The 16,965-nt window shown below is 71.9% G+C and carries 18 protein-coding genes and 1 riboswitch; of the genes, 11 read left to right on the top strand and 7 right to left on the bottom strand.

The window, feature by feature from the left end:
• Positions 1 to 26: 26 nt before the first annotated feature.
• A riboswitch (S-adenosyl-L-homocysteine riboswitch) is annotated at positions 27 to 105 on the bottom strand.
• 30 nt (positions 106 to 135) lie between these two features.
• Both ABD987_RS32050 and ABD987_RS32045 read right to left on the bottom strand, forming a co-directional pair.
• Positions 136 to 885: a BPL-N domain-containing protein gene (locus ABD987_RS32050; RefSeq protein WP_345402590.1), complete on the bottom strand. Its 750-nt coding sequence runs from the start codon at positions 883 to 885 to the stop codon at positions 136 to 138.
• 92 nt (positions 886 to 977) lie between these two features.
• Positions 978 to 1,874, bottom strand: a complete 897-nt coding sequence (locus ABD987_RS32045; RefSeq protein WP_345402587.1) for an AurF N-oxygenase family protein — start codon at positions 1,872 to 1,874, stop codon at positions 978 to 980.
• Positions 1,875 to 1,958: 84 nt separating this feature from the next.
• Here ABD987_RS32045 and ABD987_RS32040 point away from each other — a divergent pair, with 84 nt between their 5' ends.
• Positions 1,959 to 2,678 (top strand): TetR/AcrR family transcriptional regulator, encoded by a 720-nt coding sequence (locus ABD987_RS32040; RefSeq protein WP_345402584.1) that lies wholly within the window; start codon positions 1,959 to 1,961, stop codon positions 2,676 to 2,678.
• On the opposite strand, the gene ABD987_RS32035 is transcribed toward ABD987_RS32040, so the two are convergent.
• Positions 2,675 to 3,316: a TetR/AcrR family transcriptional regulator C-terminal domain-containing protein gene (locus ABD987_RS32035; RefSeq protein ID WP_345402581.1), complete on the bottom strand. Its 642-nt coding sequence runs from the start codon at positions 3,314 to 3,316 to the stop codon at positions 2,675 to 2,677. The genes ABD987_RS32040 and ABD987_RS32035 overlap by 4 nt on opposite strands.
• A gap of 67 nt (positions 3,317 to 3,383) precedes the next feature.
• Here ABD987_RS32035 and ABD987_RS32030 point away from each other — a divergent pair, with 67 nt between their 5' ends.
• Complete coding sequence (locus ABD987_RS32030; RefSeq protein WP_345402578.1) at positions 3,384 to 4,358, top strand: PDR/VanB family oxidoreductase; 975 nt, start codon at positions 3,384 to 3,386, stop codon at positions 4,356 to 4,358.
• A gap of 28 nt (positions 4,359 to 4,386) precedes the next feature.
• The gene (locus ABD987_RS32025) at positions 4,387 to 5,073 is read left to right on the top strand and encodes an MSMEG_1061 family FMN-dependent PPOX-type flavoprotein (RefSeq protein WP_345402575.1); all 687 of its coding nucleotides are present in this window, start codon (positions 4,387 to 4,389) and stop codon (positions 5,071 to 5,073) included.
• A 32-nt stretch (positions 5,074 to 5,105) separates the two neighbouring features.
• On the opposite strand, the gene ABD987_RS32020 is transcribed toward ABD987_RS32025, so the two are convergent.
• Together ABD987_RS32020 and ABD987_RS32015 are read right to left on the bottom strand one after the other, a co-directional pair.
• Positions 5,106 to 6,143 (bottom strand): DNA polymerase IV, encoded by a 1,038-nt coding sequence (locus tag ABD987_RS32020; protein ID WP_345402572.1) that lies wholly within the window; start codon positions 6,141 to 6,143, stop codon positions 5,106 to 5,108.
• A 47-nt stretch (positions 6,144 to 6,190) separates the two neighbouring features.
• Positions 6,191 to 6,451 carry a DUF3040 domain-containing protein gene (locus tag ABD987_RS32015; protein WP_345402569.1) on the bottom strand — a complete coding sequence of 87 codons (261 nt, stop codon included), beginning with the start codon at positions 6,449 to 6,451 and terminating at the stop codon, positions 6,191 to 6,193.
• Between the two features lie 175 nt (positions 6,452 to 6,626).
• Between ABD987_RS32015 and ABD987_RS32010 the strand changes: the two genes are divergently transcribed.
• Entirely contained in the window at positions 6,627 to 7,301 is a 675-nt protein-coding gene (locus ABD987_RS32010) for a DNA alkylation repair protein (RefSeq protein WP_345402566.1), read from the top strand.
• 251 nt (positions 7,302 to 7,552) lie between these two features.
• On the top strand, positions 7,553 to 8,620 hold the full coding sequence (locus tag ABD987_RS32005) for a uroporphyrinogen decarboxylase/cobalamine-independent methonine synthase family protein (protein WP_345402563.1): 1,068 nt from the start codon (positions 7,553 to 7,555) through the stop codon (positions 8,618 to 8,620).
• A gap of 11 nt (positions 8,621 to 8,631) precedes the next feature.
• Here the strand turns inward: ABD987_RS32005 and ABD987_RS32000 are convergent, their stop codons facing one another.
• A complete protein-coding gene (locus ABD987_RS32000) occupies positions 8,632 to 9,111 on the bottom strand; it encodes a MarR family winged helix-turn-helix transcriptional regulator (protein WP_345402560.1) in 480 nt (159 codons plus the stop codon).
• A 54-nt stretch (positions 9,112 to 9,165) separates the two neighbouring features.
• On the opposite strand from ABD987_RS32000, the gene ABD987_RS31995 reads away from it, so the two are divergent.
• Complete coding sequence (locus tag ABD987_RS31995; protein ID WP_345402557.1) at positions 9,166 to 9,786, top strand: GTP cyclohydrolase II; 621 nt, start codon at positions 9,166 to 9,168, stop codon at positions 9,784 to 9,786.
• A 1-nt stretch (position 9,787) separates the two neighbouring features.
• Here ABD987_RS31995 and ABD987_RS31990 read toward each other — a convergent pair whose 3' ends face one another.
• Positions 9,788 to 10,318, bottom strand: coding sequence for a MarR family winged helix-turn-helix transcriptional regulator (locus ABD987_RS31990; RefSeq protein ID WP_345402554.1), 531 nt, complete (start codon positions 10,316 to 10,318; stop codon positions 9,788 to 9,790).
• A gap of 264 nt (positions 10,319 to 10,582) precedes the next feature.
• Here ABD987_RS31990 and ABD987_RS31985 point away from each other — a divergent pair, with 264 nt between their 5' ends.
• The 5 genes from ABD987_RS31985 to ABD987_RS31965 all read left to right on the top strand — a co-directional run bounded on the left by ABD987_RS31985 (position 10,583) and on the right by ABD987_RS31965 (position 16,790).
• Positions 10,583 to 11,545 (top strand): MBL fold metallo-hydrolase, encoded by a 963-nt coding sequence (locus ABD987_RS31985; protein WP_345402551.1) that lies wholly within the window; start codon positions 10,583 to 10,585, stop codon positions 11,543 to 11,545.
• Positions 11,546 to 11,549: 4 nt separating this feature from the next.
• The gene (locus ABD987_RS31980) at positions 11,550 to 13,136 is read left to right on the top strand and encodes an FAD-dependent monooxygenase (protein ID WP_345402548.1); all 1,587 of its coding nucleotides are present in this window, start codon (positions 11,550 to 11,552) and stop codon (positions 13,134 to 13,136) included.
• A gap of 113 nt (positions 13,137 to 13,249) precedes the next feature.
• On the top strand, positions 13,250 to 15,511 hold the full coding sequence (locus ABD987_RS31975; RefSeq protein ID WP_345402545.1) for a xanthine dehydrogenase family protein molybdopterin-binding subunit: 2,262 nt from the start codon (positions 13,250 to 13,252) through the stop codon (positions 15,509 to 15,511).
• On the top strand, positions 15,508 to 15,978 hold the full coding sequence (locus tag ABD987_RS31970; protein WP_345402542.1) for a (2Fe-2S)-binding protein: 471 nt from the start codon (positions 15,508 to 15,510) through the stop codon (positions 15,976 to 15,978). The genes ABD987_RS31975 and ABD987_RS31970 overlap by 4 nt, the downstream gene beginning before the upstream one ends.
• Positions 15,975 to 16,790: an FAD binding domain-containing protein gene (locus ABD987_RS31965; protein ID WP_345402539.1), complete on the top strand. Its 816-nt coding sequence runs from the start codon at positions 15,975 to 15,977 to the stop codon at positions 16,788 to 16,790. The genes ABD987_RS31970 and ABD987_RS31965 overlap by 4 nt, the downstream gene beginning before the upstream one ends.
• Positions 16,791 to 16,965: the final 175 nt, after the last annotated feature.

The raw sequence follows: 16,965 nt of genomic DNA, 5'->3' as shown, positions 1-16,965 counted from the left end.
CGGAACGCACGAAGGGCACCTCCTGAGTACAGGAGGCGCCCTTGGGAGTGGTCTTCGCGGGCCGAGCGTGGCGGAAAGGATTCCGTCGCAGCGCCTCTCGGCCCCGCCCCAGCGTGGCAAAGCCGCGGGGGAGTGTCAAGCGAGTGTCGTCTCCACGAGATCGCGGCCGAGATCGTCCTGTCCGCCGTCCGGCATCGCGAGCCGCGCGGAGCGGTACCAGCCGGCGTCGGCCTCGGGGTGGGGCCCGACGACGCCGACCCGCCCCTTCCCGTAGGCCACGACGACGGCCGCGGGCGCCCCGGTGTCGTAGGTGGCGAGCACGTTCGCGCCGGAACCGGGGCGCAGCCGGAACTCCGGGCCGTCCTGGAAGTACAGCGTCCGGTCCCGGCCGCGCCAGGAGACGGTCACCACGGTGTCCTTGGTGGTGCGCACGCTGGCCGCGCGGGAGGCGATGTACTGGTCGGTGTCGCCGGGCAGCAGGCCGAACCCTGGCGTGGCCCCGGCGAGGTAGCCGCCGAGGCAGAAGCCGACGTAGCGGCCGCCGGCGGAGACCCAGCCGCGGATGTCCTCGGCGTAGCGGCGCATCTGCCGCCAGCCGTCGTCGAGAGTGCCGCCGCCCGGCTGGGCGTAGAGCACCGCCTTGCCGAGCGAGGCCGCGGTCAGCGATGTCGCCTCGTCCGGCCCGCAGTACTCGACCCGCAACGGGGTGGTGGTGGCCCGCAGCAGCGCGGCGACGGCCTCGGCACAGCCGTCGCAGGCGGCCGGGCCGCGGTAGACGAGCGCGAGCGGCCGGTCGGCGGGCGCGAAGGCGGTGGCGCCCGCCCAGCCGAGCCCGCCCGCGACCACGGCGGCACCGGCGCCGATCAGCAGGGTCCGTCTTCGCACGGTCACCTCCACAGGGGACAGCCAAGGCTAACCCGCTGATGGTGAACCCGGGGTGTGCCGCGGCGGCTCCGGGACTCGCCCGATCGGGCGGCTCAGAGCAGGTGCGCGGCGCGCCAGATCCGTTCGGAGCGCCCGCCGACGAGGTCCGCGTCGCGCAGGAACGGCACGATCTTCTCGGCCATCCACCGCCGGGTTTCGTGGAAGTGCGGGTTGGCGAGCGCGGCGGCCCGTCCTTCGCGGGGGTCGATCCCGACGCTGCGGTAGACGCGCGGGTCGACGAGGGAGTCGACGACGCCGTAGGAGACCAGTGCGGTGCGGGCGCGGTGCCAGCGCAGGCCCGCCGGTGACAGCCGGGGCACGGTCCGCAGCACCTCCTCCTTCGCGAACCGGACGTGCCGGGCCTCCTCCACGACGTGGATCCGGTTCACCGCGCGGATCAGCGGCTGGATGCCGTCATCGTCCATCATGGACCGTTGCAGCCGGTCGGTGGTCTCCTCGGCCACCAGGACCGCCGCGAACATCGAGGGCCCGGCGGCGGTGGCGGCGAAGACCTTGCCGAGCCTGCGCACGATCGACGGGACGCCGTAGCGGGGGACACCGAGCCGTTCGGCCGTGCGGGCGAACATCACCGAATGCCGGGTCTCGTCGCCGATCTCGGTCAGCGTGTACTGCGCGTGCTCGGTGCGGGCGTCGAGGTCGTAGACGTAGCGGGCGAGCAACTGCATCAGCACGATCTCGAACCACAGCCCGACGCTCATGATGCTGGCGATCTCGTGCTTGGACAGCTCGACGCGCTGTTCGGGGGTGAGTCCCTCCCACAACGGCGTGCCGTAGAGCGAAACCCGCTTCAGCGGCATGAACGCCTTGCCGTCGGCGAGCGGGGCGTCCCAGTCGATGTCGACGTACGGGTCGTACGAGTTCTTCGCCGAGCTCTTCAGCAGGCGTGCGGCGGTGACATCCCGATCCTGGGGCTGGATCTCGACGGCCATGGCGATCTCCAAGTAAGGGGTACGCGACGTACTAGGTACCTTCGCAGCGTACACCGGTCCGCGTCCGGTGAGTAGGCTTGTCCCATGGCAGTGCCCGCCGCGAAGCCCACCCCGGGTCCCGTTCCGAAGTCCGCCGCGCACAAGGTCGACGGCCGGGCGGCCCGCTGGGCGGGACAGCAGGAACGGCGGCGGGCGGAGTTCGTCGAGGCGGCGCTGGCGGCGATCGCCGAGCACGGGCCCGGCGTGTCGACCGAGCAGATCGCCGAACGCGCCGGCGTCGCGCGCACGCGGCTGTACCGGCACTTCGCCGACGCGTCCGACCTCCAGCGCGCGATCGCCCGGCGCGCCGCGGAACTGGTGACCGCGGAACTGGCGCCGCTGTGGCGGCCGCAGGGCTCGCCGCGCGAGATGATCTCCGCCGCGATCGGCACCCACCTGCACTGGCTCACCGAGCACGCCCAGCTGCACCGCTACCTGCTGCGGACGGTCCGCAGCAGCGGGGAAACCGGCGCGCTGCCCGACATCCGTTCGGCGATCGCGCTGCACCTGAGCAGGCTGTTCGCCGGGTACCTCGCCGCGTTCGGGCTCGACACCGCCCCGGCCGACACCGTGGCGTTCGGCCTGGTCGGCTACGTCGAGTCCGCCACCACCCGCTGGCTCGACCACCCCGGCGAACTGACCAGGGCCGAGTTGTCCGCGCAACTGTCCGGCACGATCTGGGCGATGCTCGACCACACGCTGCGCTCCCGGGGCGTGGAACTCGACCCGGAGCAGCCGCTGCCGCTGCCCGACGGGATGGACTAACCGGCCGCGCCGAGTTCCGCGCGCAGCCCGGCGAGCAGCACGCGCAGCCCGAACTCGAAGCGCGCCTCGAAGTCGAGGAACCGGCCGGCCGTCGTGGCGGTGAGGCGAGGGTAGGCCGCGAGGTCCAGCGCCGCGGTGAGGGTCCCGGTTGCGGTGCCGCTCGCACCCTGCTGTTCGAGTGTCTCGCCGAGGATGAAGCTGAAGATCGTGGTGAGTGCCCAGAGCGCGGTTTCCCCGGGGAAGCCCGCGGCTTCGAACATCGCCAGTGTCCGGTCGGCGACGGTCATCGTGTGCCGCTTCGTCACGTAGCTGCCGCCGACGATGCGGGCTCCGTCCCGCTGCGCCAGCAGGGCCCCGCGGAGTTCCCGCGCGAGCGCCGTGGCGCTCTCCGCCCAGTCGTCGCCGTCGAAACGGAGCCGCCCGGACAGATCGGCCATGATCGTTTCGGCCATCTCGTCGAGCAGGGCCTGTTTGCCGTCGAACAGGCGGTAGATCGTCGGGAGCTGTACGCCGAGGCCCGTGGCCAGCTTGCGCATCGTCAGCGACTCCAGCCCGTCGGCGCCGACCAGTGCGAGCGCGGCACGCGCCACCGTCTCCGCTCGTACCGGTGTCCTGGCTCCCGCTTCCTTCGTTGACATGTTAACGATGATATCACTACATTGAATTCTACAGGTGATAACGTTGTTAACATCCTTTGGAGTGGTCATGACGAGTGTGGCTCCGGTGCGTACGGGCACCGGGAAGGCCGAGCTTCCGATGGTGGTGCGTCAGCTGCGCTGGGAGGCCGCCGGCGTGGTCTCGGTCGAGTTGTCCGCCGCGGACGGACGCGAACTGCCGCCCTGGCGCCCCGGCGCCCACCTCGAACTCGTGCTGCCCACCGGGATTTCCCGGCAGTACTCGCTGTGCGGCTCGCCCGAGGACCGATCGGCCTACCGCATCGGGGTGCTGCGCGAGCGCAACAGCCGGGGCGGTTCGGAGTACGTGCACGCGTTCCTCCGCCCCGGCCAGCCGGTGCGGGTACGCGGTCCGCTGGACAACTTCGGCTTCGGCCCCGCCAGGGCCTACCTGTTCGTGGCGGGCGGGATCGGGATCACCCCGATCCTGCCGATGGTGCGGGACGCCGAACGTCGTGGCGTGCCCTGGCAGCTCGTGTACGGCGGCCGGGCGGCGGAGTCGATGGCGTTCCTCGGCGAACTGCGGGCGTACGGGGACCGGGTGCGGCTCTACCCGGCGGATCGTGGCGGCCGGATTCCGCTGGCGGAGTGGCTCGGTGCGCCGCGGCCCGGCACCGAGATCTACGTGTGCGGCCCCGAACGCCTGCTCGCCGCGGTCGAGGAGGGCGCCGCGCACTGGGGTCCCGGTGCCGTGCACGCGGAACGGTTCAAGGCCCGCGCCAAGCCCGCCCGGCCGAACACCGAGATCGAGGTGGTGTGCGCCCGGTCGGACCGGACGGTGACCGTGCCCGCCGACCGGAGCGTTCTCAGCGCGCTCGAAGAGGAAGGACTGCCGGTGACCGGATCCTGTCGGGAGGGCATCTGTGGCACGTGCGAAACCCGGGTGATCGAGGGCGTCCCCGACCACCGCGACGACATCCTCTCCGGCGAGGACCGTACCTCCGGCAAGGTGATGTATCCCTGCGTGTCCCGCGCGCTCGGCACCCGGCTGGTCCTCGACGTCTGAAATCCGCGAAGCGACAAGGAGAATCCCCATGAGCGTCGACATCGACACCGCCCCCGCCCGGACGGCGGCCGACGACTACCGGCCCATCGACCTGGCCAGGGTGCGGGAGATCATCGGCCACCCGGTTCCGTTCATCGCGGACAAGAAACAGTCCTACATCGGCGAGTTCGCCGCCCGGTTCATCGCGCACAGCACGTTCTTCGTCCTCGCCAGTTCCGACGAGGCCGGGCACCTGGACACCAGCCCGAAGGGCGATCCGCCGGGGGCGGTGCGGGTGCTGGACCCGTGGACGCTGGCCATCCCGGACCGGCCGGGCAACAAGTCCGCGGACACCTTCGAGAACCTCGCCCGCAACCCCGGCGTCGGCATGGTGTTCCTCGTGCCGGGGCTGCGCGAAACCGTGCGTGTCAACGGGGACGCGTTCGTCACCGACGATCCGGAACTGCTGGAGCGGCTCGGCGCCGACGGCAAACCCGCCGTACTGGCCACGATCGTGCGAGTGCGTGAGGTGTTCGGCCAGTGCGGCAAGGCGGTGATCCGCGCGAAGCTGTGGGAGGGCGACGAACGCCACCTCGCCGAGGCGGTCACGCTGGGTGGCACCTTCAGCGGCCTGCACGTCGCGGAGAACGCCGGGAAGATGGCCCGCGTCCTCGGCGACCACGTGGGTGGCCTGGACGGAATGCTCGAGCACGCCTACCGGACCGAGCTGTACTGACTATCCCGCTCCCACCACCTCGCGGCGGCCGGTCAGTCGGCCACGACGGGGAATTCGGCGCGGACACCCAGCAGCCGCACGGGTTTCGTCAGCTCGAACATCGCCAGTACCGTCCGTGCCGCGCGTTCGAGCTCGGCGGCGTCGGTGGTCGGCTCGGGCAGCGTGACGCTGTGCGTGTGAGTCAGGAACGGCGCGAAACGCACCTTCACCGCGACCCGTGCGGCCGGCCGGCCCTCCTCGGACACGTCCTCGGCGACGCGCCGGGCCAGCGTGGCGACCTCGGCGGCCACCGCGGCCGGGTCGGTCAGGTTCCGCTGGAACGTGGTCTCCCGGCTGCGGGACCTGGCCACCCACGGCGTCGCGGTGACCTCGGCGTCCCCGATCCCGCCGCCGAGCAGCCGGTACCACGGGCCGAGCCGCGGCCCGAACCGCGCGGCGAGGTCGTCGGGCGACGCCCCGGCGAGGTCCAGCACCGTGTGCACACCCGCCTCCGCGAGCTTCTTCGCGGTCTTGCGGCCGATGCCCCAGAGCGCGTCGGTCGGGCGATCCGCCATCACCTCCCACCAGTTCTCCCGCGTGAGCCGGAAGATCCCGGCGGGCTTGCCGAACCCGGTGGCGAGCTTGGCGCGCAGCTTGTTGTCGCCGATCCCGACCGAACAGGACAGCCCGGTCCGCTCGGCGACGGCCGCGCGGACCTCGGTCGCGAGGGCCCCGGGATCGTCGGTGACCGCGCCGAGGAACGCCTCGTCCCAGCCGAGCACCTCGACCACCACCGGGAACTCCCGCAGCACCGCCATCACCCGCGCGGACACCTCGTCGTACGCCGGGGCGTCGGTCGGCAGGAAAACCGCGTCGGGACACCGTTTCGCGGCGGTCCGCAGCGGCATTCCGGACTGGACACCGAACTCCCGCGCCTCGTACGACGCGGTCGCCACCACCGCCCGCGCGGTCACGTCCCCGGTGCCGCCGACGACCACCGGACGGCCGCGCAGCTCCGGATGACGCGCGATCTCGACCGCGGCGATGAACTGGTCGAGGTCCACGTGCAGGACCCAGTCGGTGGCGGACACGCCTCCAGTGTGCGGGAGCGTCCCCGGTGGGCGCACCCGGAGCCGGGTCAGGGATGACGGCGGACGAGGAAGGCGCACACCGCCCCGGCCGCGGCGGGAATCCCGTACCAGACCAGCGTGACGGACGAGGTCAGCGCGCCCGCCACCGGCAGCGCGACCGCCGCGGCGCCCAGCACGATCGCCATCGCCGTCAGCCACCGCGACACCGGCGGCTTCGCCGACCGCAGCAGTTCGGCCAGCTCCGGATCGGTCATCTCGAACCAGCGCTCGATCCTGTCTAGCTCATCGCGATCGTGACGGCTGAGCATCGCGTGACCTCCTTCGGCGCCGAACCGGCGGTCACCGGGGAGGTACCCAGCGCGCGCCCGCGATAACCGTATAACGGCATATTCACCCGGTCGTTCCACTGTGGAGACGCCGGTCGCCCGCTTCGTCGCGTTTGCTCGTAGCCTGAGACCGACACGGAAGAGGAGGGGAACCAGGGTGACCGAGACGACGGTGGCCGAGGTGCTGGCCGAGCTGGCCGCGCTCGAAGACCCGAGGATCCGCGAGGTCAACGAGAGGCACGGGGACGACCACGGGGTCAATCTCGGCAAGCTGCGCGCGATCGCGAAACGGCTGAAGACACGGCAGGAACTCGCGCGCGGGCTCTGGGAGACGGGCGACTCCGCGGCGCGGTTGCTGGCGACGCTGATCTGCCGTCCGAAGGCGTTCGAGCGCGACGATCTGGACGCCATGGTGCGCGAGGCGCGCGTTCCCAAGGTGCACGACTGGCTCCTGAACCACGTGGTGAAAAAGAGCCCGCACGCCGAAGAGCTGCGCCTGGCCTGGCTCGCCGACGCGGATCCGGTGGTCGCGAGCGCCGGCTGGGCACTGACCGCGACCCGCGTGGCGAAGAATGCCGAAGGGCTCGACCTCGCGGCGCTGCTCGACGTCGTCGAGGCGGAGCTGAAGGACGCGCCGGATCGCCTGCAGTGGGCGATGAACACCTGCCTCGCCCAGATCGGGATCGAGCACGCCGGGTACCGCGCCCGCGCGATCGCCATCGGCGAGCGCCTGAGGGTGCTCGAGGACTATCCGACCCCGCCGAACTGCACCTCCCCGTTCGCGCCGGTGTGGATCGCCGAGATGGTGCGGCGACGGGAACACGGCACGTAGGAGGATGCGCGGCCGGGCAAGTACCCGGCCGGGTGCGAACGGACGTACCGGTCGCGCGCCCGGATTCCGCCGAACGTGCGATCGTGGTGCGCGAAACGCGGAAAACCCCTGCGTGCGCGGTAGCTTGTGGCTACCGACGACCGGCTGTGGCCAGGCAACGGGGCGGCCGGTGGGGGAGCCGGGCCGGTTCTCCTCCGCGTGCCGCGCCGGGACGGGTCCGGCCGGTCCTCCCACGCAGAGACGGAGGAACGTTGACCATTCCCACCGAGCCGATCGGCAGTATTCCCCGCCCCGCCTACCTCCTGGCCGGGCTCGGCGACTTCGCCGAGGGGAGGATCGACGCGGAAGCGCTTGCCGCACTGGAGGCCAGGGCACTGGCCGAGACGATCAGCCGCTTCGAGGAGACCGGGTCGCCGGTGCTCACCGACGGCGAGCAGGGCAAGCAGAGTTTCGCGACCTATCCGCTGGCCGGCTCGGATTCGCTGGCGCCGGACGGCGTCGTCATTCCCTTCGCCGACGGCCACACCCGTCAGTTGCCGAAGCTGACGGCGGGCCCGTTCCGCTACCAGCGCTACGCCGACGAATACCTGACCCGCGCGAAGAAGGCGACCGAAAAGCCGGTGAAGCAGGCGGTCATCGCGGCCTCGGCGATCGGGCTGGTCTACCCGCCGGACGGGATCGAGGGCTACAGCCAGGAACAGTTCCTCGCCGACCTGGTGGACGAGGCGGCCGCTGACATCCGGCGCAGTCTCGACGCGGGCGCGGACAGCGTCCAGATCGACTTCACCGAAGGCCGCCTCTCGCTGAAGTTGGACCCGTCGGGCGGGCTGCTGCGGTCGTTCGTGGAGCTGAACAACCGGGTCCTCGACCGGTTCACCGACGAGGAACGGCAGAAGATCGGCGTGCACACCTGTCCCGGCGGGGACCAGGATTCGGTGCACAGCCTGGACGTCGACTACGCGGACCTGCTGCCGACGCTGTTCCAGCTGAAGACCGGGCGGGTCTACGTCCAGTTGGCCAGCGAGCCGGACCCGGACCGCGTGCTCGCGATCATCGCCGACTCGCTGCGGCCGGACCAGCGGGTGTTCGTCGGGGTCGTCGACCCGATCGACCCCGTGGTCGAAACCGCCGAGCAGGTCAGGGACCGGGTGCTCACCGCGGCCCGCCATCTCCCGCCGGACCGGCTCGGCACCTGCGACGACTGCGGCTTCTCGCCCTTCGCCGACGACACGTCGACGTCGCGGGACATCGCCTTCGCGAAGATCGCGGCCAGGGTCGAGGGCACTCGGCTCGCCGCGGAGGCTCTCGGCCTCAGCTGAGCCGCTGGCGGCTACGCCGGGGGACCGACCGGTTCCCCGGCGTTGTCCAGATGCGCGCACAGGGCCTGGATTCCCTTGCGCAGCCCGGAAAACTGCTCCTCGGTCAGCCCGTCCACGAACTCGGCGCGCACCAGCGCGGAATACCCCTCGGCGGCCGCCCGCAGCGCCGCCCGGCCGCGGTCGGTCAGGAACGCGAGCACCCCGCGGTCGTCCCCGGCGCAGGACCGGCGGTCGACCAGCCCGGCCTCGGCCAGCCGCGCGACCTGGTAGGTCAGCCCGCTCTTGGAGGTCAGCGCCGCGCCGGCCAGCTCGGTCATCCGGAGGCAGCCGCCCGCCGCGGCGAGCCGCGCGAGCACCTCGTACTGGGCGTGGGAAAGCCCGGCGTCGTCCTTGAGTCGCTGTTCGACGCGCCGGGTGAGCAGCGTGCTCGCCGCGAGGAAGCCGCGCCAGGTCTCCAGCTCGCGTTCGGTGAGGTCGCGCACGTTTCCCATGGCGTCGATCCTAACCTTGTTGTTCGAATTTGAACAAAGCTGTAGGGTTCGATCATGAGTGCTGACAACGTTGCCGGGATCCGTACCCGGGTGCGGATCCCGCTTCGTCTCGACGGCATCGAGGTCGAAAGCGAAGCCGTCACCTTCCACGGGCTCGTCGACGGTGCGGAGCACTTGGCGTTCGCCTTGGGCGCACCGGGGGACGTCCCGTTGGTGCGGGTCCATTCCGAGTGCCTGACCGGCGACGTGTTCGGGTCGGCGCGGTGCGATTGCGGCCCGCAGTTGCGCGAGGCCGTCGCGCGGATCTCGGCCGAGGGCGGGTATCTGCTCTACCTCCGCCAGGAGGGGCGGGGTATCGGCCTCTACAACAAACTCGACGCGTACGCGTTGCAGGACGAGGGGCTCGACACCTACGCCGCGAACACGGCGCTGGGCCTGCCCGAGGACGCCCGCGACTACACCGTGGCGGCGCAGATGCTGACCGCGCTGGGGGTGGCGCGCGTGGATCTCCTGTCGAACAACCCGGACAAGGCGGCCCAGCTGTCCTCGGCCGGGATCGCGGTGCGCGAGCGCGTGCCGACCGGGGTGTTCGCGACCGAGAGCAACGTCCACTACCTGCGCGCGAAGGTCGAGCGGTCCGGTCACAGCCTGGTCCTGCCCGGTCTGGCCAGCTGACTCAGGACCGCCGTTTCGCCGCGGCGGCCGCGTCACCGGTGGTCAGTTTCTCCAGCAGTCCGATGAGGACAGTCTGTTCCCGTTCGGTCAACGAGGACGCCCAGGCCCGTTCGCGGGCGTTGTGGTCCTGATAGGCGCCGACGACGGCGTCGTGCCCGGCGCCGGTGAGGCTCAGCTGCACGGCGCGCCGGTCGTGCTCGGCCGGGGTCCGCGTGACCAGCTCGTCCCGCTCCAGGGTGTTGACCAGCGCGGACACCGCGGCCCGGCTCATCCCGGAAAGCCGGGCGACGTGCCGGGCCTCCAGTGGCCCCGCCAGCCACAGCACGAACAGCACCCGGAAGCCCGCCCAGCTCCAGCCGCGCGGGCGGTGCACGGTGGACTCCCAGTCGTAGACGAGCGCGCTCGCCAGCCGGTGCAGGGTGAGTCCGAGACGCATCGCGGTGGGGTCGATCGCGGGCAGCTCACCGTGGGTCTTCTCGATCGCGTAGTCCACGAACGAGAGGTAGTCGAGCTCGGCCGGTTCCTCGTGCATCCGTTCAGGTTAGGCCGTGTCTCCTGATCCTCGATCGATGGGATTCGTGATCAGAATGGTTCCTGGCAAGGCGGAGGGAAGCCCTCGTACTGGATCGTACTTGGGCTTTCCGACAACGCAGCCAGGGGCCATTCTGGCGCGAATCCCGCGATCACGGGATCGGGAGACACGGCCTCGGCCAAGGGGGTTCCCCTCGGCGGGCGAGCGGGCTAACCTGGCCCCGAGGATGATCAAACCTTTGACTAATGCGACGGAGTGGTCGGCATGACGAAGAAGGCCTTCGCCTCCTCGGCGGACCTCGGCGAGAAGCAGCAGACGCTGGAGGTGCTCGCCGAAGGCGTCTACGCGCTCACGGCCGAAGGGGATCCCAACATCGGGGCGATCGAGGGCGAGGACTTCCTCGTCTGCTTCGAGGCCCTCGCGACACCGGTCGCCGCGGCGGAATGGCTCGCGAAACTGCGTGAGCACACCGACAAACCGGTGCGGTACCTCGTGCTTTCGCACTACCACGCCGTTCGCGTGCTCGGCGCCTCCGCGTTCGACGCCGAGGTGATCGTCGCGCACGAGAACACCCGCGCGCTGGTCGCCGAACGCGGCAAAGAGGACTGGGCGAGCGAGTTCGGCCGGATGCCGAGGCTGGCCAAGGGCGCGGACTCCGTCCCCGGCCTCACCTGGCCGACGCTGACCTTCTCCGACCGGCTCACCATCGACCTCGGCGGCGACCGGGGCGACCTCGTGCTCCAGTACTGCGGGCGCGGGCACACCGAGGGCGACATCGTCGCCTGGCTGCCCCGGCAGAAGATTCTGTACGCGGGCGATCTCGTCGAGGCCGAGGCCGCGCTGTACACCGGGGACGCGTTCCACCGCGACTGGTCTTCGTCCACTTTGGACAGGGTGGCCGCGTTCGGCGCCGAGACGCTGATCGGCGGACGGGGCGGGGTGAGCCGGGGCCGTGCCGCGGTGGACGCGGCGATCGCGCAGACACGGAACTTCCTGGCCGTGATGATCCACGAGGTCGGCGCGGTCCAGGAACGCGGTGGAACACTGAAGGAAGCCTTCGAACGCACCCGCGCGGCGCTCGTGGACGGCTACGGACATTGGCCGATTTTCGAGCACTGCCTGCCTTTCGACGTCTCACGGCTGTGGGACGAGCTCTCCGGGATCGAGCGGCCGGTGGTGTGGACGGCCGAGCGGGACCGGGAGGTCTGGGACCAGCTGCAGGACTAGGGCCATGGACACCGTGAACGCGCGCGTGGCGGTGCTGGGCAACGGGCCGGTCGGGCAGACGGCCGCGCTGCTGCTGGCCGCCCGGGGGATTCCGGTGGTGCTGCTGGACCGGCGGCCCGCCCGCGATCCGGTCGGTTCGAAGGCGATCTGCCAGCAGCGCGACGTCCTCGACATCTGGGCCGCGGTGGGCGCGGGCGCGGCCGTCGCGGGGGAGGGCGTCACCTGGACCACCGCCCGGACCTTCTACCGCGACAAGGAGTTGTTCTCCTACCGGCTGCCCGCCGCCGGCACGCGGCTCCCGCCGTTCGTCAACCTGTCGCAGTCCCGCACCGAACAGATCCTCGACGAGCGGATCGCCGCGCAGCCGCTCGTCGACGTGCGGTGGGGGCATCGGGTCACCGGCATCGAACAGTCGGCGGACGGCGTGGGAATCCGTTGCCAGACAGCGGAAGGCGAGTGCCGGATCGACGCGGACCACGCGGTGGCGTGCGCCGGTGCGCGCGGTGACGACATCCGCCGGATGCTCGGCGTCGGGTTCGCCGGGCAGTCCTTCGACGATCTGTTCCTGATCTGCGACATCCGCGCCGAACTCGACGGCTGGGCCGCCGAACGGCGCTTCTACTTCGACCCGCCGTGGAACCCGGGACGCCAGGTGCTCATCCACCCGTGTCCCGGCGGGCGATTCCGCATCGACTGGCAGGTGCCGGGCGACTACGACCTCGCCGCCGAGGAGACCGGCGGCGGGCTGGACGCCCGGGTCCGCGCGATCATCGGCGAGCGGCCCTACGAGATCGTCTGGAAGTCGGTCTACCGTTTCCACGCGCGGGTCGCCGACCGGATGCGGGTCGGCCGCGTCCTGCTCGCCGGGGACTGCGCGCACCTGGTGTCCCCGTTCGGCGCGCGCGGGCTCAACTCCGGGGTCGCGGACGCGGAGAACGCGGCCTGGAAGCTCGCCCACGTGCTGCGCGGCTGGGCCGGGCCGGAACTGCTGGAGAGCTATCACGACGAGCGGCACGCGGCGGCGCTGGAAAACCTCGCGGTCACCAGCGCCACGATGGACTTCCTGGTCCCGCGCACGCCGGAGCACCGGGCGCGGCGCCTCGACGTGCTGGAGCGGGCCACCCGCGATCCGGCCGCGCACGCCGCGGTCGACTCCGGGCGGCTGGCCGAGCCGTTCTGGTACGTCGGGTCCCCGCTGACCACCCCCGACCCGGCCCGGCCCTTCGCCGGCCGCCCGTCGCGGGGGACACTCCCCGCCCCGGCGCCGGGCGTGCTGGTCCCGGACGTGCCGCTGGCGGGCGAACGGCTGCGGGACCTCGCGCGGACGGGGTTCCTGGTCCTCACCCCGCCGGGGGCGGACCTCGGGACGGCGGTCGCGGCGGTCGCGCCCTGTCCGGTCCGGGTGCTCCCGTTCGACGCGGACAGCGCGGCGGCGCTCGGCGCCCGCCCCGGCGAGAGCTGGCTGCTCCGGCCGGACGCGCACGTCGCCGCGGTCGCGAGGTCGGCGGGCGACCTCCGCGCGGCGCTCCGTCGCGCGCTCGGTTCGATGTCCACTTCGGACAGTGCGTTCCGCCGAACGGCGGATGTATAACGGGCTATATGCCCGCTCGCGTGACCGGCGGGGCGGGTTTCCGCCGTGCCGGGCTGACGGGACACCGCCGGACAGGGCATGATCGGCGGGGACAGCCGTGAGCGGGAGGCCAGATGAGCATTGTCGGCACCAGGGTGGTCCGCGTCGAGGACCGGAAGCTGATCACCACGGGCGGCGCCTACGTGGACGATCTGCGGGAGGAAGCGCTTTCCGGAGCCGTGCACGCGGTGTTCGTGCGCAGCCCGATCGCGCACGCGCGGATCGAGGGCATCGACGTGTCGGCGGCGCTGGACGCGCCGGGTGTGGTCGCGGTGTACACCGCCGCGGACCTCGACCTCGCGCCGCGCGCCGCGAATCCGGTGGGGGAGCCGTGGCTCGCCTCGGACGTCGTCCGGTACGTCGGTGAGCCGGTCGCGCTCGTGCTGACCGAGCAGCGGTACCAGCTGGCGGACGCCGCCGAGCTGGTGGACATCGACTACGACCCGCTGGACGCGGTGGCGGGCATCGACGCGGCGTTGTCCGGGGAGACGGTGCTTTTCCCGGAACTCGACGGGAACGTCGTGCAGACCCACGGCGGTCCCTTCGACGAGAAGACGTTCGAGGACTGCGAGGTCGTGGTCACCGAGACCGTGCTCAACCAGCGGGTCGCGGCCGCGCCGCTGGAGGTGCGCGGCGCGTCCTGCGCCTGGGGCGAGGACGGCAGGCTGACGGTCTGGCTGTCCACGCAGAACGCGCAGATCGGGCGGTCACAAATCGCGGCGGGCCTCGGTGTCGGCGAGGAGTCGGTCCGGGTGATCGCGCCGGACGTCGGCGGCGGGTTCGGCGCGAAGATCGGCGCCGACCCCGAGGCGGTCGTCCTCGGCTGGGCGGCGCGCCGGGCCGGGCGCCCGGTCCGGTGGACGGAGTCGCGCAGCGAGAACCTCACCGCGATGACGCACGGCCGCGCGCAGCGGAACACCGTCACCATCGGCGGGAAGCGGGACGGCACGGTGCTCGCGTACCGGCTCGACGTCGTCCAGGACGCGGGCGCCTACCCGCGCGCGCTGTTCCTGCCGACGCTGACGGAGATGATGGCGCCGGGCGTCTACCGGTTCCCGAAGGTGGAGACGGCCAGCCGCGCGGTGGTCACCACGACCACGCCCATCGCGGCCTATCGCGGGGCGGGGCGCCCCGAGGCGACGGCGGCCGTCGAGCGCGCGATGGACCTGTTCGCCGCGGAGATCGGGATGGACCCGGCCGAGGTGCGGCGGATCAACTTCATCCGGCCGGAGGAGTTCCCGTACACCACGGCGACCGGCGCCTCCTACGACACCGGCGAGTACGCCAAGGCACTCGACGGCGTCCTCGAAGCGGGCGGTTACGCGGAGCTGCGCGCCGAGCAGGAACGGCGGCGGGCCGAGGGCGACGTCGTCGCGCTGGGGCTCGGGATCGCCGCGTACGTCGAAATCACCGGCGGGGACGCGGGCGGCGAGAGCGGCCGCGTCGAGATCGAGCGCGACGGTTCGGTGACCGCCTACACCGGGAGTTCGCCGCACGGCCAGGGACTGGCGACGTCGCTGGCGATGCTGCTGTCAGACCGGCTCGGAGTGCCGATCGAGAAGATCACCGTGAAGCACGGTGACACCGACGAGGTGCCCAAGGCCGTCGGGACGTTCGGCTCGCGTTCGCTGCAGCTGGGCGGTTCGGCGATCCGGCAGGCGGCCGACGAGGTGATCGCGCACGCCAGGGAACTCGCCGCCGAACTGCTGGAGGCGGGCGCGGACGACATCGAACTCGACGCCGAGCGCGGGGTGTGGCAGGTCCGCGGCGCCCCGTCGAGCACGGTGCTCAGCTGGGCGCGGCTCGCCGAGGCGGCGGGGGACACCGGGCTGTCGGCCGACGTCTGGTTCGCCGACGGCAAGCCGACGTTCCCGTTCGGCGCGCACCTCGCGGTGGTCGAGGTGGACACCGAGACCGGGAAGGTCGTGCTGCGGCGGATCATCGCGGCCGACGACGCGGGCCCGGTGGTGAACCCGCTGACCTTCCAGGGACAGCGGCACGGCGGGCTGGGCCAGGGCGCCGCGCAGGCGTTGCTGGAGATCATGAACTACGACGACGACGGCAACCCGACGACGGCGACACTGGCCGACTACTCGTTCATCACCGCGACCGAGCTGCCGGACTTCGAGCTGGTGGACATGGCGACCCCCACCACCCGGAACCTGCTGGGGGTCAAGGGAATCGGCGAGGCGGCGACCATCGGCTCGACACCCGCGGTGCACAACGCCGTCGTGGACGCGCTGGCGCCGTTCGGGATCCGGCACCTGGACATGCCCGCGACCCCGATGCGGGTCTGGGCGGCCTTGGACGAGGCGAGGAAGGCGGAGAAGAAGTGAAGGTCGGCATCGAGGTCAACGGCCGCGAGGTGGCCGAGGAGGTGGAGGACCGCACGCTGCTCGTGCACTTCCTGCGCGACACGGCGGGCCTCACCGGCACCAACATCGGCTGCGACACGACCTCCTGCGGCGCGTGCACGGTGCTGCTCGACGGCGAGTCGGTGAAGTCCTGCACGGTGCTCGCCGCGCAGGCCGACGGGCACGCGGTCACCACGGTCGAGGGCCTGGCCGACCCGGGCGGCGAGCTGCACCCGGTGCAGCGGGCGTTCCGCGAGCAGCACGGGCTCCAGTGCGGGTTCTGCACACCGGGGATGATCATGGCGTCGGTGTCGCTGCTGGAGCACAATCCGAAGCCGACGCGGGACGAGGTCCGCACGGGCCTCGAAGGCAACCTCTGCCGCTGCACCGGATATCACAACATCGTCAACGCGGTGATCGAGGCGTCCGGGCAGGAGGTGGACCGGTGATCCCCGCCGCGTTCGCCTACCACCGCGCGTCCACTGTGGACGAAGCGCTGGCACTGCTGTCCGAGCACGGCGAGGAGGCGAAGGTCCTCGCGGGCGGGCATTCCCTGCTGCCGCTGATGAAACTCCGGTTCGCCGCGCCCGAGATCGTGGTCGACATCGCGCCGCTGGACGAGCTGCGGTACGTGCGGCTCGAGGGCGACGAGCTCGCGATCGGGGCGCTGACGCGGTATCACGACCTGCACCACGACCCGGTGCTCGCCGAGCACGCGCCGCTGCTGGCGCACGTGGCGGGCTCGGTCGGGGACCAGCAGGTCCGGCACCGCGGGACGCTCGGCGGATCACTCGCGCACGCCGACTCCGCGGCGGACCTGCCCGCGGCGGTGCTGGCCGCCGACGGCGTGCTGGTGGCACGCGGGCCCTCGGGGGAGCGGCGGATCCCGGCCGCGGAGTTCTTCGTCGGCCCGTTCACCACGCCGCTGGAGCCGGACGAACTGCTGACCGAGATCCGGCTGCCGCGCCAGACCGGGATCGGCTGGGGCTTCGAGAAGTTCACCCGCCGCGCGATCGACTGGGCCATCGTCGGGGTCGCGGTGGCGGGGAAGGCGGTCGCGCTGGTCAACATGGCCGGGACGCCGATCCGCGCGCACGCGACCGAGGAGGCGCTGGCGGCCGGTGCCACGGCGGCCGACGCCGCCGCCCTCGCCGCCGAGGGCACCTCGCCCCCGGACGAGGCGCACGCGAGCGCCGAGTACCGGCGTCACCTCGCTCGCGTCCTCACCGCGCGAGCCCTGCGCCAGGCCGGGATCGCCTAGCCCGAACGCCCCAATGTGGCATTGGGTGCGTTGGACGCAGCGAATGTGGCGTTCGGTGCGTGGAATCGGGGCTGGACGCGGAGCGTCTCCGTTGAGGGTGGTGGTGGGGGCAAGGAGCGGAGCAGCGAACGCCACATTGGGGCGCATAGCCCCGGTGATCGTGACGTCCGATTGC

It is taken from the genome of Amycolatopsis samaneae (assembly GCF_039541975.1).
GTDB lineage: Bacteria > Actinomycetota > Actinomycetes > Mycobacteriales > Pseudonocardiaceae > Amycolatopsis > Amycolatopsis samaneae.
Note: the sequence above shows the minus strand (reverse complement) of the source record. Positions and strands in the feature narration are given on the sequence as shown.

Excerpts from the sequence above, each read along its gene's own strand:
- ABD987_RS32045 (WP_345402587.1), bottom strand. The coding sequence starts at position 1,874 with ATGGCCGTCGAGATCCAGCCCCAGGATCGGGATGTCACCGCCGCACGC.
- ABD987_RS32040 (WP_345402584.1), top strand. The coding sequence starts at position 1,959 with ATGGCAGTGCCCGCCGCGAAGCCCACCCCGGGTCCCGTTCCGAAGTCC.
- ABD987_RS32035 (WP_345402581.1), bottom strand. The coding sequence starts at position 3,316 with ATGTCAACGAAGGAAGCGGGAGCCAGGACACCGGTACGAGCGGAGACG.
- ABD987_RS32030 (WP_345402578.1), top strand. The coding sequence starts at position 3,384 with ATGACGAGTGTGGCTCCGGTGCGTACGGGCACCGGGAAGGCCGAGCTT.
- ABD987_RS32025 (WP_345402575.1), top strand. The coding sequence starts at position 4,387 with ATGAGCGTCGACATCGACACCGCCCCCGCCCGGACGGCGGCCGACGAC.
- ABD987_RS32015 (WP_345402569.1), bottom strand. The coding sequence starts at position 6,451 with ATGCTCAGCCGTCACGATCGCGATGAGCTAGACAGGATCGAGCGCTGG.
- ABD987_RS32000 (WP_345402560.1), bottom strand. The coding sequence starts at position 9,111 with ATGGGAAACGTGCGCGACCTCACCGAACGCGAGCTGGAGACCTGGCGC.
- ABD987_RS31995 (WP_345402557.1), top strand. The coding sequence starts at position 9,166 with ATGAGTGCTGACAACGTTGCCGGGATCCGTACCCGGGTGCGGATCCCG.
- ABD987_RS31990 (WP_345402554.1), bottom strand. The coding sequence starts at position 10,318 with ATGCACGAGGAACCGGCCGAGCTCGACTACCTCTCGTTCGTGGACTAC.
- ABD987_RS31985 (WP_345402551.1), top strand. The coding sequence starts at position 10,583 with ATGACGAAGAAGGCCTTCGCCTCCTCGGCGGACCTCGGCGAGAAGCAG.
- ABD987_RS31980 (WP_345402548.1), top strand. The coding sequence starts at position 11,550 with ATGGACACCGTGAACGCGCGCGTGGCGGTGCTGGGCAACGGGCCGGTC.
- ABD987_RS31975 (WP_345402545.1), top strand. The coding sequence starts at position 13,250 with ATGAGCATTGTCGGCACCAGGGTGGTCCGCGTCGAGGACCGGAAGCTG.